Consider the following 20,447-nt stretch of genomic DNA (forward strand, 5'->3'; position numbering starts at 1 on the left):
CCGGGGGCGGACGTGGACCATCCGCCAGTTCGCCGGCTTCGGCAACGCCGAGCAGACCAACGAGCGCTACCGGATGATCCTGGACTCGGGCGGCGGCCTCTCGGTCGCCTTCGACATGCCCACCCTGATGGGGTACGACTCCGACGACCCCAAGTCGCTCGGCGAGGTCGGCCACTGCGGCGTGGCGATCGACTCGGCCGCCGACATGGAGGTCCTCTTCAAGGGGATCCCGCTCGGCGACGTCACCACCTCGATGACCATCAGCGGCCCGGCCGTCCCGGTCTTCTGCATGTACCTGGTCGCCGCCGAGCGCCAGGGTGTCGACCCGGCGGTGCTCAACGGCACCCTGCAGACGGACATCTTCAAGGAGTACATCGCGCAGAAGGAGTGGCTCTTCGCGCCCGAGCCGCACCTGCGCCTGATCGGCGACCTGATGGCCTACTGCGCCGAGGGCATCCCGGCGTACAAGCCGCTCTCGGTCTCCGGCTACCACATCCGCGAGGCCGGCTCGACGGCCGCGCAGGAGCTGGCGTACACGCTGGCGGACGGCTTCGCCTACGTCGAACTCGGCCTCTCCCGGGGCCTGGACGTGGACGTCTTCGCGCCCGGCCTCTCCTTCTTCTTCGACGCGCACCTCGACTTCTTCGAGGAGATCGCCAAGTTCCGCGCCGCGCGCCGGATCTGGGCCCGCTGGATGCGCGACCGCTTCGGCGCCCGGACGGACAAGGCGCAGTGGCTGCGCTTCCACACCCAGACCGCCGGGGTCTCGCTGACCGCCCAGCAGCCGTACAACAACGTGGTCCGCACCGCGGTCGAGGCCCTCTCGGCGGTGCTCGGCGGCACCAACTCGCTGCACACCAACGCGCTGGACGAGACCCTGGCGCTGCCCTCGGAGCAGGCCGCCGAGATCGCCCTGCGCACCCAGCAGGTGCTGATGGAGGAGACCGGCATCACCAACGTGGCCGATCCGCTGGGCGGTTCCTGGTACGTCGAGGCGCTCACCGACCGGATCGAGGAGCAGGCCGAGGCGATCTTCCAGCGGATCCTGGACAAGGGCCGCGAGGACCACGAGATCGGCCCGATCACCTCCGGCATCCTGCGCGGGATCGAGGACGGCTTCTTCACCGGCGAGATCGCCGAGGCGGCCTTCCAGTACCAGCAGGGCGTCGAGAAGGGCGAGAAGCGGGTCGTCGGCGTCAACTGCCACCCGCGCAGCGTCACCCCCGAGCTGGAGATCCTCCGGGTCAGCCACGAGGTCGAGCGCGAGCAGGTGCGCGTGCTGGCCGCGCGCAAGGCCGGCCGGGACGAGGCGGCGGTGCGGGCCGGGCTGGACGCGATGCTGGCGGCGGCCCGCTCGGGCGCGTCGATGATCCCGCCGATGCTGGACGCCGTCCGGGCCGAGGCGACCCTGGGCGAGATCTGCAACGCGCTGCGCGACGAGTGGGGCATCTACCGGGAGACCGCCTCCTTCTGACGAACGGGGCAGCCCCCTGGACGCCGAGAACCGCCCCGCGCAGTCGCGCGGGGCGGTTCTCGGCGTCCGCTCAGCCGGCGAGGAGCCGCGGGAACGGTCCGAGCAGCAGCTCGGTGAAGCGGCGGATCCACTCGGCGGTGATCGGCTCGCCGCTGACCAGCACCCGGTGCTCGACCGTCCCGGCGATGATGTCGAAGATGATGTCGATCTCCTCGGCGGCCGCCGCCGGGTCGCCGTCCGGGGCGAGTTCGCCGCGCGCCTGGGCGGCGGCCCGGCCCTGGCGGACCAGGCGCTTCTGCGGGTCCACGATCGCCTCCCGGATCCGCCGCCGCAGCTGCCGGTCCCGGGTGCCCTCGGCGAACAGCGCGAGCAGCGCGGCCTGCGTCTCCGGGCGGACCAGCAGACCGGCGAACTGGGCCACCACTGCCTCGATGTCGGCCCGGAGGCTGCCGAGGTCGTGCATCACCAGCTCGTCGAAGAGGCTCGCGACGGCGTCCACCACCAGCTCGTTCTTGGAGGGCCAGCGGCGGTACAGGGTGGTCTTGGCGACCTTGGCGCGGGTGGCCACGTGGCCCATGGTCAGCCCGCCCCAGCCGAGTTCGGCCAGTGCCTCGCGGGTGGCGTCGAGGATGGCGGTGTCGGCGGCCGCGCTGCGCGGGCGGCCCTTGGCCCGGGCGGTGGTGCTCTCGGCGCCGTCCGGGGCCTGTGGGGGGTCTTCACGGCCCGCCGGGCACGCCGGGGTCGCGGGGGGCTGGGGGGCCGGCACCGGGCCTCCTTGCGATGTACTGGTAAGTAACATGGGTGGGGCAGGTAACGGTAGCGACTGTTCCCCGTCGGGGTCAGCGGATGCGGGCGGGAAAGTGGGGCAGCTCACGTCCCGGGACGCCGGGATGGGGTTGCGGCGGGGGGCCTCGGTCCAGTTACGCTACGACTCGTAGCGAAAGCAGTGACGACCAGGCGCCGTGACCCCGTGGGACGGGGACGGCGCGGGCGCGGATGGGGATCCGCGCCGAACGGTTCAGGTTACCGGGGGACGGGCCGTCCACCTGGGGAATCGCCACCGCGCAGCCCGCGCGGTGCGACTTTCCGGAGGTTGGTGCCCGTCAGCGGCGCGGACGGGGGAGGATAGTGCCATGCAGCCACGGAATTCGCGTCTCAACAGCTCCGCCCTGCGCGGTGCGGTCGACCTCGCCGCAGTGAAGGCAGCCGGCGAGGCCGCCCAGAAGGCCGAGCAGGCCAGGGCCGAGCGGGCCCGCCAGGCGGCGGCCGCCGAGGCGGCCGGGGTCGCCCCGGCCCAGCCCGCGTACCCGCTCGTCATCGATGTCACCGAGGACACCTTCGAGACCGAGGTCGTCCAGCGCTCCACCGAAGTGCCGGTGGTCATCGACTTCTGGGCCGAGTGGTGCGGTCCGTGCAAGCAGCTCAGCCCGATGCTGGAGCGGCTGGCCGAGGAGTACGCCGGCCGGATCGTGCTCGCCAAGATCGACGTCGAGGCCAACCAGCTGCTCACCCAGCAGTTCGGCATCCAGGGCGTCCCGGCCGTGATGGCCGTGGTGGCCGGCCAGCTGGTGCCGCTGTTCCAGGGCGCCGAGAGCGAGGCCAACGTCCGCAAGGTGCTGGACCAGCTGATCCTGGTGGCCGAGCAGCGCTTCGGCGTGGTCGGCGGGGCCGGGGCACCGGCCGAGGCGTCGGGCGAGGCCGAGACGTACCTGCCGGAGGACCCGGCCCTGGCGGCCGCGCACGAGGCGCTGGACCGGGGGGACCTGGGCGGCGCCGTCCAGGCGTACCGGAACGTGCTGGTCAACGAGCCGGGCAACACCGAGGCCCGGCTCGGCCTGGCCCAGGCGGAGCTGCTGCGCCGGGTGGAGGGTCTGGACCTGGCGGGCGTCCGCGCGGCGGCCGCGGCCGACCCGAAGGACGTCGCGGCCCAGCTGGACGCGGCCGACCTGGACCTGGTGGGCGGTCACGTCGAGGACGCCTTCGGGCGCCTGGTGGCCACCGTCGGGCGGACCTTCGGCGAGGACCGGGACACCGTCCGGCTCCGGCTGCTGGAGCTGTTCGAGGTGATCGGCACCGACGACCCGAGAGTGACGGCGGCGCGCGGCGCGCTGGCCCGCGTGCTGTTCTGAGGACCGTCCAACGGCCGGTTCTGGCACGGCGGATGACCTGCGGTGTCGCTGACGATTTGGCGACAATCCGGTCATCGGTCCAGAGGTTTACCAAATCTTGACAACACCCGTGGGCGGTCACTTCAGGTGACCGCCCACGGGTGTTTCGCTGGTGTTTCCGGCGGATTTCGTCCTCACCGTTCCTTCAATTCATCACTCTGGGTGTGCGGGCGGCCATTTCCATGATCGCCGCCGTCCGATGTTGGATTACCCGTCAGTAATGAACCCCTTGTGCTTCGCCCGGGATTCAAGCAGCATCGGCGACGCCCGGTCCCAGCGTTCAGCCCCCCGACAGCCGGTCGGTGGGCGGAGCCAGGGATCCCCACCGGGTGAGCCGCCGGCCGAGGCCGGCGGTGGGAGGGCAGGGGGGTATCCGCGGTCCCACGGCGGTTCCTGTCCTTCGAACCGGCCGCGCGGCCCGCGCGGTCGCTGGTTGTCGCTCGGGGGTGATCGCCGATGTCGTCGGTCCTGCCCGCCGCCCCGCAAGGGCGGTCGGTGAAGGGACGGGAGTGCCGCTGTGTGCCGGCCGCTCCCGCGTCCGACGACGCCAACGGCGCTCTCCGCTACCGAGGACGTAGCTCTCTCCCATCCCAGGCCCCCACCGGTGCGCGACGCACCGCCGGGGAGCCGGAGATGTACGTCCTAGAAGGAGGACTCGCATGTCCCAGACCTACGGCAAGACCCGCTGGAAGCGCTTCGCCCTGGTGATGGTGCCCAGCCTCGCGGCCACCGCCGCGGTGGGCGTCGCACTGGCGAACAACGCGCTTGCGGCTTCGTTCAGCGTCTCCGGCCAGAGCTTCAAGGTCACCACGGCCGAGCTGCACGGCTCCAACTTCGCGCAGTTCGGCTCGATCGACGCGGAGACCAACGGCACGCCGCACCCGGTGGCCATCTCGGCGTTCGACTCGGCCACCATCAAGAGCCTCTGCCAGTCCGTGGTGACCGACCCCAACGTCATCCCCGGCCTGCCGTGGAAGCTGCCGAAGATCACCCTGCGCCTGGAGGCCGGCCAGAGTGACGACCCGGCGAAGCAGGTCACTGCCAAGAACCTGCTGATCGACCTGGAGCAGCTGAACGCGGACGCCGAGTTCACCAACATCAACATCGGCCAGGACGCGTCCACCCTGAAGGGCACCGCCACCCAGGGCTGGAAGTCCAAGCTCGGTACCGGCCTGCCCTCCGGCGCCACGGGCTTCGCCCAGGCCGCCGACAAGGCCGACCTGTCCAACGTGCAGCAGACCGCCTGGGCCACCTCGGCCGGCACCTTCAAGCTCCAGGGCCTGAAGCTCAACCTGCACACCGACGGCGGGCACGAGTGCTACTAGGCCGTTGAGCGGCGGCGGGCCCCGGCCCGCCGCCGACCGCGGTACCCGGGGGGTCGGGGGCGGTGCGTGCGCCGTCCCGGGCCCTCCCCCTCCCGTTTTTCGCCTCGTTCACACCATCGAGGAGCTGCATCGTGTCCAGCGCCCTTGCCGAGTTCCGGCCCGCCGAGCACGAGAACCCCGCCCAGTGGGTGCGTCGGGTGTTCCGTAACTTCCGCCGGTCCCGGCCGTTCTACGGCGGCTTGCTGGCCATGATCGCCGGCGTCCCGATCATGTACTTCCCGTACGCCAAGCTGGCGTTGAACGGCATGACCGTCACCATGGCGACCACGGCCGGTGCCGGGTCATTGATCATCGGGGTCCTGCTGATCGTGCTGGGCCTGACCGCCTGGTTCCAGCCGGCCGTCCGGTTCTTCGCCGGCATCGCCACCACGCTGCTGACCCTGATCTCGATCCCGGTCTCCAACCTCTCCGGTTTCGGCATGGCGCTGCTGCCCGGTCTGATCGGCGGCGGGCTGATGCTCTCCTGGGCGCCGAACCCGGCCGCGCCGACGACCGAGGCGGTCGCCACCGGCGCCGGCGGCGCCAAGACCCTGCCGTCGACGGCGTCCGAGGAGCCCGGCACCGCGGAGTTCGCCGCCGAGGAGCCCGCCACCGCGCCGCTGCCGGCCGTCCCCGCGCAGGCCGCCCCGGCCGACGGCGGTACCGCCGGGGCCGGCGTCCCGTCGCAGCACACCGGTGACCAGAAGGAGGCACGGTGAGCGGGTCCCAGGAGCCGCGGGCGGAGCAGCGCTCCGGGCGGCACGCGGCGCCCCGCACGCCCGTCCGGGTCCGGCTCAGAGGCCGCGCGCTGGCGATGGCCGCGGTGCCGACCGCGCTGCTGATGGCCGCCGCCTACACGCCGAACGCCGCGATCGCCGAGACCTCGGCGGGCAAGCCCTGCGCCACCGCGCCGGACACCGCGCCGCCGGTGGTGGCGGAGACCCCGGTGCCCAAGAGCGAGCTGCCCCCGCCGCTGCCCGGTCCGTCGGTGCCGCTCCCGGAGAGCCCGGCGACCACCCCGGCGGGCACGCCGACCGGTGCGCCGACCAGTGCGCCGACCGGTGCTCCGACGAGCACGCCCACCACGGTGCCCGGCACCCCGGCCCCCTCGTCCTCGCCGGCCTCGGCCCCGGTCCGGTCCGCGACCACCGGCGGGTCCGGCGGCGGCGTCGTCCAGGCCGGGCTGATCGACGACATCGTCGGTGGGATCACCAACCTGATCCACCCGAGCGCGTCGGCGAGCCCGTCCGCCTCCGCCACCACGGCCGCTCCGGCGCCGACCCAGGCCCCGGTGACCGCGCCCGCCGCGGGAAACCGCGCGGTGGCCCCGGCCGCCGCCACCCAGGCGCCCGCCGCGCCCGCGCCGTCCGCCGCCACGACGCCCCCGGTCGCCGGGTCGGGGACGCCGAGCCCGGCGGCCACCACGCCGGGCGCCAAGGCGAGCACGCCGGGTGCCAAGGCGAGCGGCAAGCCGTCCGCGGGTGCGAAGGCCACCGGGTCGGCCACGCCGTCGGGCCCGGCCACGCCGTCCGCCTCGGGCACGCCGAGCAAGGACCCGAACTGCCTGGTCCCGATGAAGGGCCTGGCCGCCGGGGAGAAGACGGACAACGCGATCCTCGTCCCGGACCAGAACTGGACCCTGCAGACCAGCCGGCTGACCCTCAACCACGCCGTCCTGATGGGCGTGGTCAAGGTCCAGACGCCGACCGGCACCAAGCGGGTGCTGAAGTTCGTGGTCGACAGCGTGGACATCGAGAACCTCGACATGTCGACCCTTGAGGGCAACGGCAAGACCTTCCACGTCAAGGGCGCCCCCGGCTCGGTCTCCACGATGCGCAAGGGCCCGGTCACCATGTACGTGGAGAAGCTCTCCGGCCACCTGTCCAAGGTGCTCGGCCTGCCGATCCCGATCGACCTGGGCGAGCTCACGCTGACCCCGGACGGGCCGCTGCCGCAGTGGCTTTACGACCTGATCGGCAAGCTCGAACTGCCGCTCTGGCTGGAGATGACCGGTGTCACCGCGGTCCAGTCCGGCCAGTTCGGCGGCACGCTGAAGATCCCCGGCATGCAGCTCTACAACGACGACAAGCCGTACGTCGGCAACCAGTAGCGGCGGCGAGAACGCCCGTGGGGCGGCCCCTCCGACGAGGAGGGGCCGCCCCACGGGCGTGTTCGCGGGCGGGTGCTACGCGCTCCGGGTGCCCAGGTGGTGCACCTGGACCATGTTGGTGTTGCCGGGGACGCCGGGGGGCGAGCCGGCGGTGACGATGACGGTGTCGCCCTCGTCCAGCTGGCCGATCTTGAGCATCTCGCGGTCGACCTGGGCCACCATCTCGTCGGTGGAGCCGACCTGCTCGGTGACGTGCGCCTCGACGCCCCAGCTCAGCGAGAGCTGGTTGCGGGTGGCGTTGTCCGGGGTGAACGCGATCACCGGGATCGGCGAGCGGTAGCGGGAGAGCCGGCGCGCGGTGTCACCGGACTTGGTGAACGCGACCAGCGCCTTGCCGTTGAGGAAGTCGCCCAGCTCGCACGCGGCGCGGGCGATCGAACCGCCCTGGGTGCGCGGCTTGCGGCCCGGGTTCAGCGGCTGGAGGCCCTGCGAGAGCAGCTCCTCCTCGGCCTTCTCGGCGATCCGGCTCATGGTGCGGACCGTCTCGACCGGGTACTTGCCGACGCTGGACTCGGCGGAGAGCATGACCGCGTCGGTGCCGTCCAGGATCGCGTTGGCGACGTCGGAGACCTCGGCGCGGGTCGGCCGCGAGGCGTGGATCATCGACTCCATCATCTGGGTCGCGACGATCACCGGCTTGGCGTTGCGGCGGGCCAGCGTGATGAGCCGCTTCTGGACCAGCGGCACCCGCTCCAGCGGGTACTCGACGGCCAGGTCGCCACGGGCGACCATGATGGCGTCGAAGGCGAGGACGATCTCCTCCATGGCCTCGACGGCCTGCGGCTTCTCGATCTTGGCGATGACCGGCACCCGGATGCCGACCGCGTCCATGACCTCGTGGACGTCCTTGATGTCGTCCGCGTTGCGGACGAAGGAGAGGGCGACCATGTCGACGCCCAGCTCCAGGGCGAAGCGCAGGTCGTCCTTGTCCTTCTCGGACAGCGCGGGCACGTTCACGGCCGTGCCGGGCAGGTTGATGCCCTTGTTGTTCGAGAGCACACCGCCCTCGACGACGACGGTCTTCACCTGCGGGCCGTCGACGCTGACGACCTCCAGGGCGATGACGCCGTCGTTGATCAGGATCGGGTCGCCGGGCTTCACGTCGCCCGGCAGGCCCTTGTAGGTGGTCCCGCAGATGTGCTGGTCACCGGGGACGTCCTCGGTGGTGATGATGAACTCGTCACCGTTGTCGACGGTCACCGGACCGTTGGCGAAGGTGGCCAGACGGATCTTGGGGCCCTGGAGGTCGGCAAGGACGCCGATGGCCTTGCCGGTGTCCTCCGAGACCTGGCGGACCTTGTGGTACCGCTCCTCGTGGTCCGCGTGGGTGCCGTGGCTCATGTTCAGTCGGGCGACGTTCATGCCCGCCTCGACGATGGCCTTCAGCTGTTCGTAGGAGTCCGTCGCCGGACCCAGGGTGCAGACAATTTTCGCTCGGCGCATATGGATCAGTCTATCCGTTCGTGTTATAGGTGCATTCGGCACGAAACGTGAGGAATCGTCGACGAAGGATCCCGAGGGGCGAGACGACGACGGCTCAGCCCCCGGACCGCCGGTGCACCAGGGCGAAGGCCTGACGCGCGATCTCCAGTTCCTCGTCGGTGGGGACCACGGCGACCGCGACCCGGCCGTACGCGGGCGAGATGATCCGGGCCTCGCCGGAGCGGACCGAGTTCAGCTCGGGGTCCACCGCGATGCCCAGCTCCTCCAGGCCGGCGGTGGCCGCGGCCCGCACCGGAGCCGCATTCTCGCCGACCCCGGCCGTGAACGCGATCGCGTCCACCCGGCCGAGCACCGCGTAGTAGCCGCCGATGTACTTGCGCAGCCGGTGGACGTAGGCCCGGAACGCCAGCTCGGCGTCGGCGTCCCCGCCCTCGGCCCGCCGCATGATCTCGCGCATGTCGTTGTCGCCGCACAGACCCAGCAGGCCGCTGCGGCGGTTCAGCAGGTCGTCGATCTCGTCGATCGAGAGACCGCCGACCCGGTGCAGGTGGAACACCACGCCCGCGTCGATATCACCCGAACGAGTGCCCATCACCAGGCCCTCCAGGGGGGTCAGCCCCATCGAGGTGTCCACGCAGCGGCCCCCGGAGACGGCCGAGGCGGAAGCGCCGTTGCCCAGGTGCAGGACGATCACGTTCACCTCGGCCGGGTCCTTGCCGAGCAGCCGGGCGGTGGCCCGGGAGACGTACTGGTGCGAGGTGCCGTGGAAGCCGTAGCGGCGCACCCGGTGCTCGTCCGCGACGGCCTTGTCCACCGCGTACCGGGCCGCGTACTCGGGCATCGAGGCGTGGAAGGCGGTGTCGAAGACGGCGACCTGCGGCAGGTCCGGGCGCAGCGCCCGGGCCACCTCGATGCCGGTGATGTTGGCCGGGTTGTGCAGCGGCGCGACCGGGATCAGCCGGCGGATCTCGGTCAGCACCTCCTCGGTGATCACCGTCGGTTCGGTGAACCGCAGCCCGCCGTGGACCACCCGGTGGCCGATCGCGGCGAGCTCGGGGGAGTCCAGCCCGGTGCCGTCGGCGGCCAGCTCCTCGGCGACGGCCTTCAGGGCGGCGGAGTGGTCGGGGAAGACCTGGAGCGCCTCGCGCCGCTCGCCGGAGCGCGGGGCGTGCACCAGCCGGCCGTTCGCCTCGCCGATCCGCTCGACCAGGCCGGAGGCCAGCCGGGCGCCGTCCAGCATGTCGATCAGCTGGTACTTGACCGACGAGGAGCCGGCGTTCAGGACCAGGACGCGGGTGCCTTCACTCATGCCCGGACTCCTTCGGTGCGGTCCTGCGAGGGGGTGGCCGGGCCCTGCGGCCCGCCGTGTTCCTGCGACTGGATGGCGGTGATCGCGACGGTGTTGACGATGTCCTCGACCAGCGCGCCGCGCGAGAGGTCGTTGACGGGCTTGCGCAGCCCCTGGAGGACCGGGCCGACCGCCACCGCGCCGGCCGAGCGCTGGACCGCCTTGTAGGTGTTGTTGCCGGTGTTGAGGTCCGGGAAGATCAGCACGGTGGCCCGGCCTGCCACCGGCGAGCCGGGCAGCTTGGTGGCCGCGACATGGGCGTCCACCGCCGCGTCGTACTGGATCGGGCCCTCGACCAGGATGTCCGGGCGCAGCGCGCGGACCAGCTCGGTCGCCTTGCGGACCTTGTCGACGTCGGCGCCGGAGCCGGAGGTGCCGGTGGAGTAGGAGAGCATCGCGACCCGGGGCTCCACGCCGAACTGGGCGGCGGTGGCGGCGGACTGGATGGCGATGTCGGCCAGCTGCTGGGCGTCCGGGTCGGGATTGACCGCGCAGTCGCCGTAGACCAGCACCTTGTCGGCGAGGCACATGAAGAAGACCGAGGAGACGATCGCGGCGCCCGGCGCGGTCTTGATCACCTCGAAGGCGGGCCGGATGGTGGCGGCGGTGGAGTGCACCGCGCCGGAGACCATGCCGTCGGCGATGCCCTCCTGGACCATCAGGGTGCCGAAGTAGCTGACGTCCGTGACGACGTCCAGCGCCAGCTCCACGGTCATGCCCTTGTGGGCGCGCAGCCGGGCGTACAGCTCGGCGAACTGGCGGCGCAGCGGGCTGGTCGCCGGGTCGACGATCCGGACCTGGGCGCGGTCGGCCGCCGGGTCCTCCTGCGGGAGGTCGATGCCGAGGGCGGCGGCCTTGCGGCGGACGGTGTCGGGGTCGCCGAGGAGGGTGAGGTCGCAGATGTTGCGGCGGAGCAGCACCTCGGCGGCGCGCAGCACCCGTTCCTCGGCGCCCTCCGGGAGGACCACGTGCCGGCGGGCGCCCCGGGCCCGCTCCAGCAGCGCGTGCTCGAACATCATCGGGGTGACCCGCTCGGACCGGCCGACCTCGATCCGGTTGGTCAACTCGGCCGTGTCCACGTGGAGTTCGAAGAGGCCCAGGGCGATCTCGGCCTTCCGCGGGCTGGCCGAGGTGAGCTTGCCCTCCAGATGGGTCAGGGCGGCGGCGGTGATCCAGCTGCCCTCGGGGACGACGGCGACCGGAGTGCCGGGGGCCAGCCGGGCGGCCAGCGCCATCACGTTCGGGCCGGGGTGCTGGCCGAGCGTCAGCAGCACGCCGGCGATCGGCGGGGCGCCGGCGGCGTGCGCGGCCAGCGAGCCGATCAGCAGGTCGGCGCGGTCCCCGGGGGTGACCACCAGGGCGCCCTCGGTCAGCGCGTCCAGGAAGGTCGGCAGCATGGCGCCGCCGAAGACGAAGCCGCGGACGTCCCGGGCCAGCCCGGCCGCGTCCCCGGTCAGGACCTCGGCGCCGGTGGCCTCGACCAGCTGGGCGACGGTCGGCGCGGCCAGCGCCGGCTCCTCGGGGATGACGTACGCGGGGATCGGCAGCTTCTCGCCGAGGGTGCGCTGGATCCGCTGCTTGGCGCCGGGCGCGACCCGGTTGGCGACCATCGCGAGGGTCTCGCAGCCGAGGTCGGTGTAGGCGCGGTGGGCGTTGCGGACCTCGGCGATCACCGCCGCCGGGTCCTCGGAGTGGCCGCCGACCACCGGTAGCACGGCGGCGCCGAACTCGTTGGCGAGGCGGGCGTTGAAGGCCAGCTCGTCGGGGATGTTGGTGTCCGCGAAGTCGGTGCCCAGCACCAGCACCGCCTGGCAGCGCCGCTCCAGCGCCCGGAACCGGTCGACGAGGGTGGAGACCAGCTCGTCCTGGCCCTGGGCGGCCTGCAGGGCGGCCGCCTCCTCGTAGGTGAGCCCGTACAGCTCGGCGGTGGGCAGGTCGACCCGGTAGCGGGTGCGCAGCAGCTCGACGACGTGGTCGGAGCCCCGCTCGCCGGGCGCGTGCGCGTGCACCAGCGGCCGGAACACCCCGACCCGGTCCACCTGGCGGGTGAGCAGTTCCATGACCCCGAGTTCGACGGCCTGCCGGCCGTCCCCTCGGTCGATCCCGGTCACGTACACGCTGCGCGCCACGTGGGTCTCTCCGTCCCGTCGTCTCAGAGGATGGTCATATCGACCATACCTTCGCACCGGGAACGGACGTCCGCGAGCAGAGGGCCCCGGCCGGGGCAAGGGACGAAGGTCACGTCGGGACGGGCCGGGGTCGGCCCGCGACGGGTTGGAGCCGCGGTAGCCCTCGGCCTCCGGCGGGGAGCCTGGGGGCCGGTCGGTGCCGGGCACGACGGCCCGGCACCGACCGGGCGTGCTCAGGCCGGGCGGAGCCAGACGGTGGCGAGGGGCGGCAGGACGAGTTCGGCGCTGCGGGGCTGGTCGTTCCAGGGGACGGACTCGGTCTTCACCGGGTGGGAGTTGCCGACGCCGGCGCCGCCGTAGGTCTCGGCGTCGGTGTTCAGCACCTCCTCCCAGAGCTGCTCGCGGCCGTCGAGGGCGGGCAGTCCGACCCGGTGGCCGTGCCGCACGACGGGGGAGAAGTTGCAGACCGCGACGAGCGGGGAGCCGTCGGCGGCGTACCGGACGAAGGAGAGCAGGTTGTCCTCGGCCGCGCCGCCGTCCAGCCAGCGGAAGCCGTCCGGCGTGGTGTCCTGCTCCCAGAGCGCCGGGGCGTCGAGGTAGCGGCGGTTGAGGTCGCGGACCAGCCGGCGCATCCCGAGGTGCTCCCCGGCGGCCGGCCAGGACTGCTCGTCGAGCACCCACCACTGCGGGCCCTGTTCGTGGTCCCACTCCGACCCCTGGGCGAACTCCTGCCCCATGAAGAGGAGTTGCTTGCCCGGGTGGGCCCACATGAAGCCCAGGTAGGCGCGCTGGTTGGCGCGCTGCTGCCACCAGTCGCCGGGCATCTTGGAGACCAGCGCCTGCTTGCCGTGCACCACCTCGTCGTGCGAGATCGGCAGCACGTAGTTCTCGGAGTAGGCGTACACCATCGAGAAGGTGATCTCGTTGTGGTGGTACTTGCGGTGCACCGGTTCCTTGGACATGTAGACCAGCGAGTCGTGCATCCAGCCCATGTTCCACTTCAGGCCGAAGCCCAGGCCGCCGCTGTCGGTGGGCCGGGTGACCCCCTCCCAGGCGGTCGACTCCTCGGCGATGGTGAGCACACCGGGGCAGCGCCGGTAGACGGTGGCGTTCATCTCCTGGAGGAAGGCGGCCGCGTCCAGGTTCTCCCGGCCGCCGTACTGGTTGGGCGTCCAGGCGCCGCCCTCGCGGGAGTAGTCGAGGTAGAGCATCGAGGCGACGGCGTCGACCCGCAGGCCGTCGATGTGGAACTCCTCGCACCAGTACACCGCGTTGGCGACCAGGAAGTTGCGCACCTCGGTGCGGCCGTAGTCGAACTCCAGGGTGCCCCAGTCGGGGTGCTCCGCGCGCAGCGGGTCGGCCGGCTCGTACAGCGGCTCGCCGTCGAAGCGGGCGAGGGCGAAGTCGTCCTTGGGAAAGTGCGCGGGCACCCAGTCGACGATCACGCCGATGCCGTGCCGGTGCAGGGTGTCGACCAGGTGGCGGAAGTCGTCGGGGCTGCCGAGCCGGGCGGTGGGGGCGTAGTAGCCGGAGACCTGGTAGCCCCAGGAGCCGCCGAAGGGGTGTTCCATCACCGGCATGAACTCCACGTGGGTGAAGTTCAACTCCTTGAGGTAGCCGGGCAGTTCCTCGGCGATCGCCCGGTAGCTGGTGAGGTCGGGCCGCCAGGACGGCAGGTGCAGCTCGTAGACCGACATCGGCGCCCGGTGGTGCGCGGCGCGGGCCCGGCGCTCCATCCACTCGTCGTCCTGCCAGCGGTAGGAGGAGGAGGTGACGACCGAGGCGGTGCCCGGCGGGCACTGCGCGGCCCGGGCCAGCGGGTCGGCCTTGTCGAGCACCCAGCCCTGCCGGGTGTGGATCTCGTACTTGTACTGGGTGCCCTCGGCCAGGCCCGGGACGAACAGCTCCCAGACGCCGGAGGAGCCGAGCGAGCGCATCGGGTGCGCGGTGCCGTCCCAGTGGTTGAAGTCCCCGATCAGCCGGACGCCCGCCGCGTTCGGCGCCCAGACCGCGAAGGCGGTGCCGGGCACCCCGTCGACGGTGCGCACGTGCGAGCCGAGCGCCCGCCAGAGCTGCTCGTGCCGGCCCTCGGAGATCAGGTGCAGGTCCAGCTCGCCGAGGGTGGGCGCGATGCGGTAGCCGTCGTGCTGGCTGAGCGGCTCGCTGCCGGGGTAGCTGACCAGCAGCCGGTAGTCGGGCACCTCGGTGCCGGCCAGCAGGCCGGTGAAGAGGCCGCTCTGCTGGTGGGTGAGCTCGGCGGGGCCGTGCGCGGTCTCCACGACCACCCGCTCGGCGAACGGGCGCAGCACCCGGATCGCGGTGCCGCCGTGCACCGGGTGGGCGCCGAGCAGGCCGTGCGGGTCGTGGTGCATGCCGCCGACCAGCCGGTCCACCTCGCTCGGCGGCAGCGGTGCCTCGGGCAGCCGCAGCGCCCCGGGCGGGGCGGCCGGTCCGTCGGGGAGGCCCTCCGGGGTGGCGACGGGGGCGGCGGGGGCGGCAGCGGCGGCGGGGGTTCCGTCGGGGGCGCTCCCCGCGGCGTCTGCGGCAGCGTCGCCGGCGGTGTTGCCGGCCGGGTCCGTGGCCGCGTTCGTGGCCGCGCGGGCGGCGGCGCCGTCCGGGCCGCCGTCGGGCGCCGGGCGGCGCGGTTCGGCCCGCCGGGCCGCCGAGGGCTCGCGCTGGGCGGAGTCCGGGCCCGCCAGGAAGGTGGCAGGCACGGTACGGGGGGTGCGGCCGGGCGGGTCGAGCGGCGTCACGGCGTGGTCCTCCTGCGGGATCGGGGTGGCCGGGGGCGTCGGTGGCGGGCGGGCGTTCTCGGGGGCGGGGGCGGGTGCGGGGGCGGGTGCGGAGCCGGTCTGGCGGGGCCCTCAGACGGTCAGGGCCAGCCGGTTGATCGCGGCCAGCGGGATCGGCAGCCAGCCGGGCCGGTGGCGGGCCTCGTAGACCACCTCGTACACCGCCTTGTCGATCTCCAGGGCGCGCATCAGCTCGGGCGAGGCGGCCGGGTCGGTGCCGCCGCCGGCGGTGTAGCCGGCGCAGAAGGCGGTGCGGTTGCGCTGGGCCCAGGCGGCGGCGAGGTGGGCCAGCTCCGGGTCGGGCGGTGCGCCGGCCAGCAGGTGGGCGGCCGCGTAGTCGAAGGAGCGGAGCATCGCGGCGACGTCGCGCAACGCGGTCTGCGGTTCGCGCCGCTCGGCGACGGACTTGGCCGGCTCGCCCTCGAAGTCCAGCAGCACCCAGCCGTGCGGGGTCCGCATGGCCTGTCCGAGGTGGAGGTCGCCGTGGATCCGCTGGACCGGCATGCCATCCGGGTGGGCGTCGGCGAGCTGCTGGAAGGCGGCGCGCAGGGCGGGCCGGTAGCGGAGCAGCCCGGGCACGGCGGCCACCGCGCTGTCCAGCCGGTCGGCCATCGCGGTCGCCAGCTGCCGGGTCTGGGTGCGGTCCAGCCGGGCGACCGGCATCGAGCGCGCCAGGACCCGGTGGACCTCGGCGGTGGCCCGGCCGAGCCGGTGCGCCTCGATCGCGAAGTTGCCGGGGGACGGGTCGCCCTTGAGCCGGCCGACCTGGTCCAGGGCCAGCTCCCAGCCGTCCTCGGCCTCCGGCAGGTAGCGCTGGAGCAGGCCGAGAGTGGCCGGTTCCGCGCGCTCCAGCCGGCTCTCGAACCAGGCCGCGACCCGGGGGATCCGGGTGGAGCCGGCCCGCGAGAGCGCCAGCGACAGCTCCAGGTCGGGGTTGGTGCCGGGGTGGATGCGGCGGAAGAGCTTGAGGATGTACGCGGTGCCGTAGATGACCGAGCTGTTGGACTGCTCCGCGGTGGAGGCGCGACCGGGCAGGTTGGTGGGCAGCCCGGAGCCGGGGGTGCGGCGGAACGACAGCGAGCCGAACCGGTCGCCGGTGGCCAGGTGCTCCAGCAGTCGCCCGGTCAGCTCGGGATCGTGCACCGCGTCGTAGAGCGCCGCGCCGTCGTACGGGCCCTGGCTGAGCCGGCCGAGGACGGCGCTCGGCTCGATGTCGGCCGTCCCCGCGGAGCGGATGCCGAGCAGCAGCTGGTAGATGTCCCCGTGCGGTGCGCCCGCGGTGGTGGCGTGCTCGACCCGCAGCAGCAGGTGCAGCAGGGCCGGGTCGCCGACCTGGAGCGGGGTGCCGACCACGGGGGTGAGGCCGGTGATGGGCCGTCCCTTGCCGGCGTACCAGCGCTGGGTGGGGAGCCACTCGGCGATCAGGGGCAGGGCCGCCTGGACGAGTTCGCTGACCCCCAGAGCGGTTCTCCGGGCCGCGGCGCCGCGGGAGCCCACCGGCGCGGGGCCGGTGGGGGTGTCGCGGTGCAGATCGGCTTGAGAACGGGAGGTTTCGGACATGACTCCCTTTCCCCGGAAGCGGGCGGACTGCCCGACGGGTCTGGCCGGGTCCGTCAGTCTTCCGGATTTCGGCGGCGCGGCGGCGACGGCACGCGAGCGGTGCTCAGGTGTCACGCCTTCGTGTAAGTGGCCGTTGGGCTGTTCTCCGTACGCGGTGGTGCAGAGACCTCCGGGGGCGCGGGGTGTTCAACTCTCGCGCCCCCGGAGGGTTTGGTGGAACGGGTGCTCCTGACGGATCGTTACTTCGATCGCCTGGCGCTGCTGAGGCGCGGGGGCTGCCGGAGCTGGAACCAGTAGAAGCCGTGCCCGGCGAGGGTGAGCAGGTACGGCCACTCACCGATCGAGGGGAAGCGCACCCCGCCGATCAGCTCGACCGGGTACCGCCCTCCGAACTGCCGCAGGTCGAGTTCGGTCGGCTGCGCGAACCGCGAGAAGTTGTTCACGCACATGACCAGGTCGCCCTCGTGCTCCCGCACGAAGGCCAGTACCGCGGGATTGCTGGAGGGCAGCTCGGTGTAGGTGCCGAGGCCGAACGCCGAGTTGAGCTTGCGGATCTCGATCATGCGACGCGTCCAGTGCAGCAGTGAACTCGAACTGCTCTGCTGCGCCTCGACGTTGGTCACCTGGTAGCCGTACACCGGATCCATGATGGGCGGCAGACTGAGCCTGCCCGGGTCGGCGGACGAGAAACCCGCGTTGCGGTCCGGGGTCCACTGCATCGGCGTGCGCACGCCGTCCCGGTCGCCCAGCCAGATGTTGTCGCCCATGCCGATCTCGTCCCCGTAGTAGAGCACCGGGGAGCCCGGCAGGGAGAGCAGCAGGGCGGTGAACAGTTCGATCTGGTTGCGGTCGTTCTCCAGCAGCGGGGCGAGCCGGCGGCGGATGCCCACGTTGGCGCGCATCCGGGGGTCCTTGGCGTACTCCGCGTACATGTAGTCGCGCTCCTCGTCGGTGACCATCTCCAGGGTCAGCTCGTCGTGGTTGCGCAGGAAGATGCCCCACTGGCAGCCGTGCGGGATGCGCGGGGTCTTGGCGAGGATCTCCGACACCGGGTAGCGGGACTCCCGGCGGACCGCCATGAAGATGCGCGGCATCACCGGGAAGTGGAACGCCATGTGGCACTCGTCGCCGCCGGAGGCGAAGTCGCCGAAGTAGTCGACGACGTCCTCCGGCCACTGGTTGGCCTCGGCGAGCAGCACGGTGTCGGGGTAGTCGGCGTCGATCTCCTTGCGGACCCGCTGGAGGAACTCGTGCGTCTCCGGCAGGTTCTCGCAGTTGGTGCCCTCGCGGGCGAACAGGTACGGCACGGCGTCCAGCCGGAAGCCGTCGATGCCGAGGTCGAGCCAGAACCGCAGCCCGGCGATCATCTCGTCCTGGACGCGGGGGTTGTCGTAGTTGAGGTCCGGCTGGTGGGAGAAGAACCGGTGCCAGAAGTACTGCTTGCGCACCGGGTCGTAGGTCCAGTTGGAGGTCTCGGTGTCGACGAAGATGATCCGGGCGTCCGGGTACTGCTTGTCGTCGTCGGCCCACATGTAGAAGTCGCCGTACGGGCCGTCCGGGTCCTCCCGGGAGGCCTGGAACCAGGGGTGCTGGTCGCTGGTGTGGTTCATCACGAAGTCGATGACCACGCGCATGCCGCGCAGGTGCGCGGCGTCGACGAACTCCATGAAGTCGGCGAGGTCGCCGAACTCCGGCAGGACCGACTTGTAGTCCGCGACGTCGTACCCGCCGTCGCGCAGCGGCGAGGCGAAGAACGGCGGCAGCCAGAGGCAGTCGACCCCGAGCCACTGGAGGTAGTCGAGCTTGGACGTGAGCCCCCTGAGGTCCCCGACCCCGTCGCCGTTGCTGTCCTGGAAGGACCGCACCAGCACCTCGTAGAAGACCGCACGTTTGAACCACTCGGGGTCCAGGTTCTTCTTCGAGGTCTCGGGGAAGGTGTCGGGGACGGGCTCGTTCACTGTCACGCTGGGTTCCTCCGAACCGTGAGGAGGTGAGCCGGCTCGGCTGAGGGATCGAGCCGGACGTAGTTGTGCCGGCCCCAGGTGTAGGCGGCGCCGGTGAGCTCGTCGTGCACCGCGAACGGGCCGTCCCCGTCGAGGGTGACGGTGGCCTCCTGGGCGTGGTGCGGGTCGAGGTTGACGACCGTGATGACGTGGTCGGTCAGGCCCTCGGTCGTGGTGGCGGTCTTGGAGAAGGCGAGTACCTGGTCGTTGTCGGTCGGGTGGAAGCGCAGGCCGCGCAGCTGCTGGAGCGAGGGGTGCCGGCGGCGCAGCCGGTTCAGCACGGTGAGCAGCGGGGCCAGGGAGTCGGTGCGGGTCCAGTCGCGGGGTCGCAGTTCGTACTTCTCGGAGTGCAGGTACTCCTCCGAGCCCGGGTGGGCCGGCTCGTTCTCGTACAGCTCGAAGCCGGCGTAGACGCCGTAGCTGGGGGAGAGGGTGGCGGCCAGTACGGCACGGATCGCGAACGCCGCCCGGCCGCCGGTCTGCAGGTACTCGTGCAGGATGTCCGGGGTGTTGGCGAAGAAGTTGGGCCGCATGTAGGAGGCGGCGTCGCCGGCGAGCTCGGAGAGGTATTCGGTGAGCTCCTGTTTGGTGGTGCGCCAGGTGAAGTACGTGTACGACTGGTGGAAGCCGATCTTCCCGAGGGTGTGCATCATCGCCGGCCGGGTGAAGGCCTCGGCCAGGAAGACCACGTCCGGATCGGTGCGGGCGATGTCGGCGAGCACCTTCTCCCAGAACAGCACCGGCTTGGTGTGCGGGTTGTCGACCCGGAAGATCCGCACGCCGTGGCTCATCCAGAACCGCAGGACCCGGAGGGTTTCCTTGACGATTCCGTCCATGTCCTGATCGAAGTTGATCGGATAAATGTCCTGGTACTTCTTCGGGGGGTTCTCGGCATAGGCGATGGTGCCGTCGGCGCGGTGGCTGAACCACTCCGGGTGCTTGTTGACCCAGGGGTGGTCCGGCGAGCACTGCAGCGCGAAGTCCAGGGCCACCTCCAGGTGCAGCGCCGCCGCCTCGGCGACGAAGTGGTCGAAGTCCTCGATGGTGCCGAGGTCCGGGTGGACGGCGTCGTGGCCGCCCTCCGGCGAGCCGATCGCCCAGGGTGAGCCGACGTCGTGCGGACCGGCCGTCAGGCTGTTGTCCGGCCCCTTGCGGAAGGCTCGCCCGATCGGGTGGACCGGCGGCAGGTAGACCACGTCGAAGCCCATCGCGGCGACGGCGGGCAGCCGTTCGGCGGCGGTGCGCAGGGTGCCCGAGCGCGGCGGCTCGACGCCGGAGGGGTCGACCACCGCGCCCTCCGAGCGGGGGAAGAACTCGTACCAGGAGCCGTACAGCGCGCGCTCGCGGTCCACCTGGAGCGGCAGCGGGCGGGAGGCGCTCACCAGTTCGCGCAGCGGGTAGCGGGCCAGCAGGTCGAGCACCTCGGGGGCGAGCGCCGCGGCCAGCCGGGACAGCGGCGGCAGACCGGCGTCGCGCAGGGCGTCCACCGCGGCCAGGATGTGCGCCCGGCCCTCCTTCTTCGGCACGCCGCCCGCGGCCCGCTCCAGCAGCAGCGCGCCCTCCTCCAGCACCAGCGCGGTGTCGATCCCGGCGGGCAGCTTCACCGCGGCCACCTTGCGCCAGGTGGCCAGCGGGTCGCTCCACGCCTCCACCAGGTAGGACCAGCGGCCGGGCGCGGTCGGAGTGACCTGCGCGCCCCAGCGGTCGGTGCCCTCGGCGAGTTCGCGCATCGGCGTCCACGGGCCGCTGCGGCCGCGCGGGTCGCGCAGGACGACGTTGGCGTTCACCGCGTCGTGGCCCTCGCGGAACACGGTGGCGGTGACCGCGAAGGTCTCGCCGACCACCGCCTTGGCCGGGCGACGGCCGGCGTCGACGAGGGGGCTGACGTCCAGGACGGGGATGCGGCCGATCACGGTGTCGCTCTCTGTCGTCTTGCGGGCGGCTGGCTTGCGGGCTGGGGTCTTGGCGGCGGTCTTGGCGACCGGCTTGGCGGCGG

13 protein-coding genes are annotated in these 20,447 nt (G+C 72.4%); 5 read left to right on the forward strand and 8 right to left on the reverse strand.

Features of this window, described 5'->3' with window-relative positions:
• Positions 1-1,474, forward strand: a 1,474-nt coding sequence (locus ACIF6L_RS18330) for a methylmalonyl-CoA mutase (RefSeq protein ID WP_396492541.1), incomplete at its 5' end; no start/stop codon positions are given.
• 70 nt (positions 1,475-1,544) lie between these two features.
• On the opposite strand, the gene ACIF6L_RS18335 is transcribed toward ACIF6L_RS18330, so the two are convergent.
• Entirely contained in the window at positions 1,545-2,240 is a 696-nt protein-coding gene (locus ACIF6L_RS18335; protein WP_359803109.1) for a TetR/AcrR family transcriptional regulator, read from the reverse strand.
• Positions 2,241-2,607: 367 nt separating this feature from the next.
• Here ACIF6L_RS18335 and ACIF6L_RS18340 point away from each other — a divergent pair, with 367 nt between their 5' ends.
• From ACIF6L_RS18340 to ACIF6L_RS18355, 4 genes are all read left to right on the forward strand, one after another.
• Positions 2,608-3,603, forward strand: coding sequence for a tetratricopeptide repeat protein (locus tag ACIF6L_RS18340; RefSeq protein WP_396488488.1), 996 nt, complete (start codon positions 2,608-2,610; stop codon positions 3,601-3,603).
• A 698-nt stretch (positions 3,604-4,301) separates the two neighbouring features.
• Positions 4,302-4,967 carry a DUF6230 family protein gene (locus ACIF6L_RS18345; protein ID WP_329489651.1) on the forward strand — a complete coding sequence of 222 codons (666 nt, stop codon included), beginning with the start codon at positions 4,302-4,304 and terminating at the stop codon, positions 4,965-4,967.
• Between the two features lie 131 nt (positions 4,968-5,098).
• Positions 5,099-5,725, forward strand: coding sequence for a DUF6114 domain-containing protein (locus tag ACIF6L_RS18350; protein ID WP_396488489.1), 627 nt, complete (start codon positions 5,099-5,101; stop codon positions 5,723-5,725).
• Positions 5,722-7,116: a hypothetical protein gene (locus tag ACIF6L_RS18355; RefSeq protein WP_396488490.1), complete on the forward strand. Its 1,395-nt coding sequence runs from the start codon at positions 5,722-5,724 to the stop codon at positions 7,114-7,116. The genes ACIF6L_RS18350 and ACIF6L_RS18355 overlap by 4 nt, the downstream gene beginning before the upstream one ends.
• Positions 7,117-7,191: 75 nt before the next feature.
• Here ACIF6L_RS18355 and pyk read toward each other — a convergent pair whose 3' ends face one another.
• The 7 genes from pyk to ACIF6L_RS18390 all read right to left on the reverse strand — a co-directional run bounded on the left by pyk (position 7,192) and on the right by ACIF6L_RS18390 (position 20,364).
• On the reverse strand, positions 7,192-8,619 hold the full coding sequence (gene pyk, locus ACIF6L_RS18360) for a pyruvate kinase (protein WP_329489654.1): 1,428 nt from the start codon (positions 8,617-8,619) through the stop codon (positions 7,192-7,194).
• Between the two features lie 94 nt (positions 8,620-8,713).
• Positions 8,714-9,928, reverse strand: a complete 1,215-nt coding sequence (locus ACIF6L_RS18365) for an acetate kinase (protein WP_329489655.1) — start codon at positions 9,926-9,928, stop codon at positions 8,714-8,716.
• Complete coding sequence (gene pta / locus ACIF6L_RS18370) at positions 9,925-12,096, reverse strand: phosphate acetyltransferase (RefSeq protein WP_359803098.1); 2,172 nt, start codon at positions 12,094-12,096, stop codon at positions 9,925-9,927. Before pta ends, ACIF6L_RS18365 begins: the two co-directional genes overlap by 4 nt.
• Positions 12,097-12,329: 233 nt before the next feature.
• Complete coding sequence (gene glgB, locus ACIF6L_RS18375; RefSeq protein ID WP_396488491.1) at positions 12,330-14,849, reverse strand: 1,4-alpha-glucan branching protein GlgB; 2,520 nt, start codon at positions 14,847-14,849, stop codon at positions 12,330-12,332.
• 111 nt (positions 14,850-14,960) lie between these two features.
• Positions 14,961-16,448 (reverse strand): phosphotransferase, encoded by a 1,488-nt coding sequence (locus tag ACIF6L_RS18380; RefSeq protein ID WP_359803094.1) that lies wholly within the window; start codon positions 16,446-16,448, stop codon positions 14,961-14,963.
• Between the two features lie 239 nt (positions 16,449-16,687).
• Positions 16,688-18,412 (reverse strand): maltose alpha-D-glucosyltransferase, encoded by a 1,725-nt coding sequence (treS, locus tag ACIF6L_RS18385; protein WP_359803092.1) that lies wholly within the window; start codon positions 18,410-18,412, stop codon positions 16,688-16,690.
• The gene (locus ACIF6L_RS18390) at positions 18,409-20,364 is read right to left on the reverse strand and encodes an alpha-1,4-glucan--maltose-1-phosphate maltosyltransferase (protein WP_359803312.1); all 1,956 of its coding nucleotides are present in this window, start codon (positions 20,362-20,364) and stop codon (positions 18,409-18,411) included. Before ACIF6L_RS18390 ends, treS begins: the two co-directional genes overlap by 4 nt.
• Positions 20,365-20,447 lie beyond the last annotated feature (83 nt).

Source organism: Kitasatospora sp. NPDC086009, from assembly GCF_044540385.1.
Taxonomy (GTDB): Bacteria; Actinomycetota; Actinomycetes; order Streptomycetales; family Streptomycetaceae; genus Kitasatospora.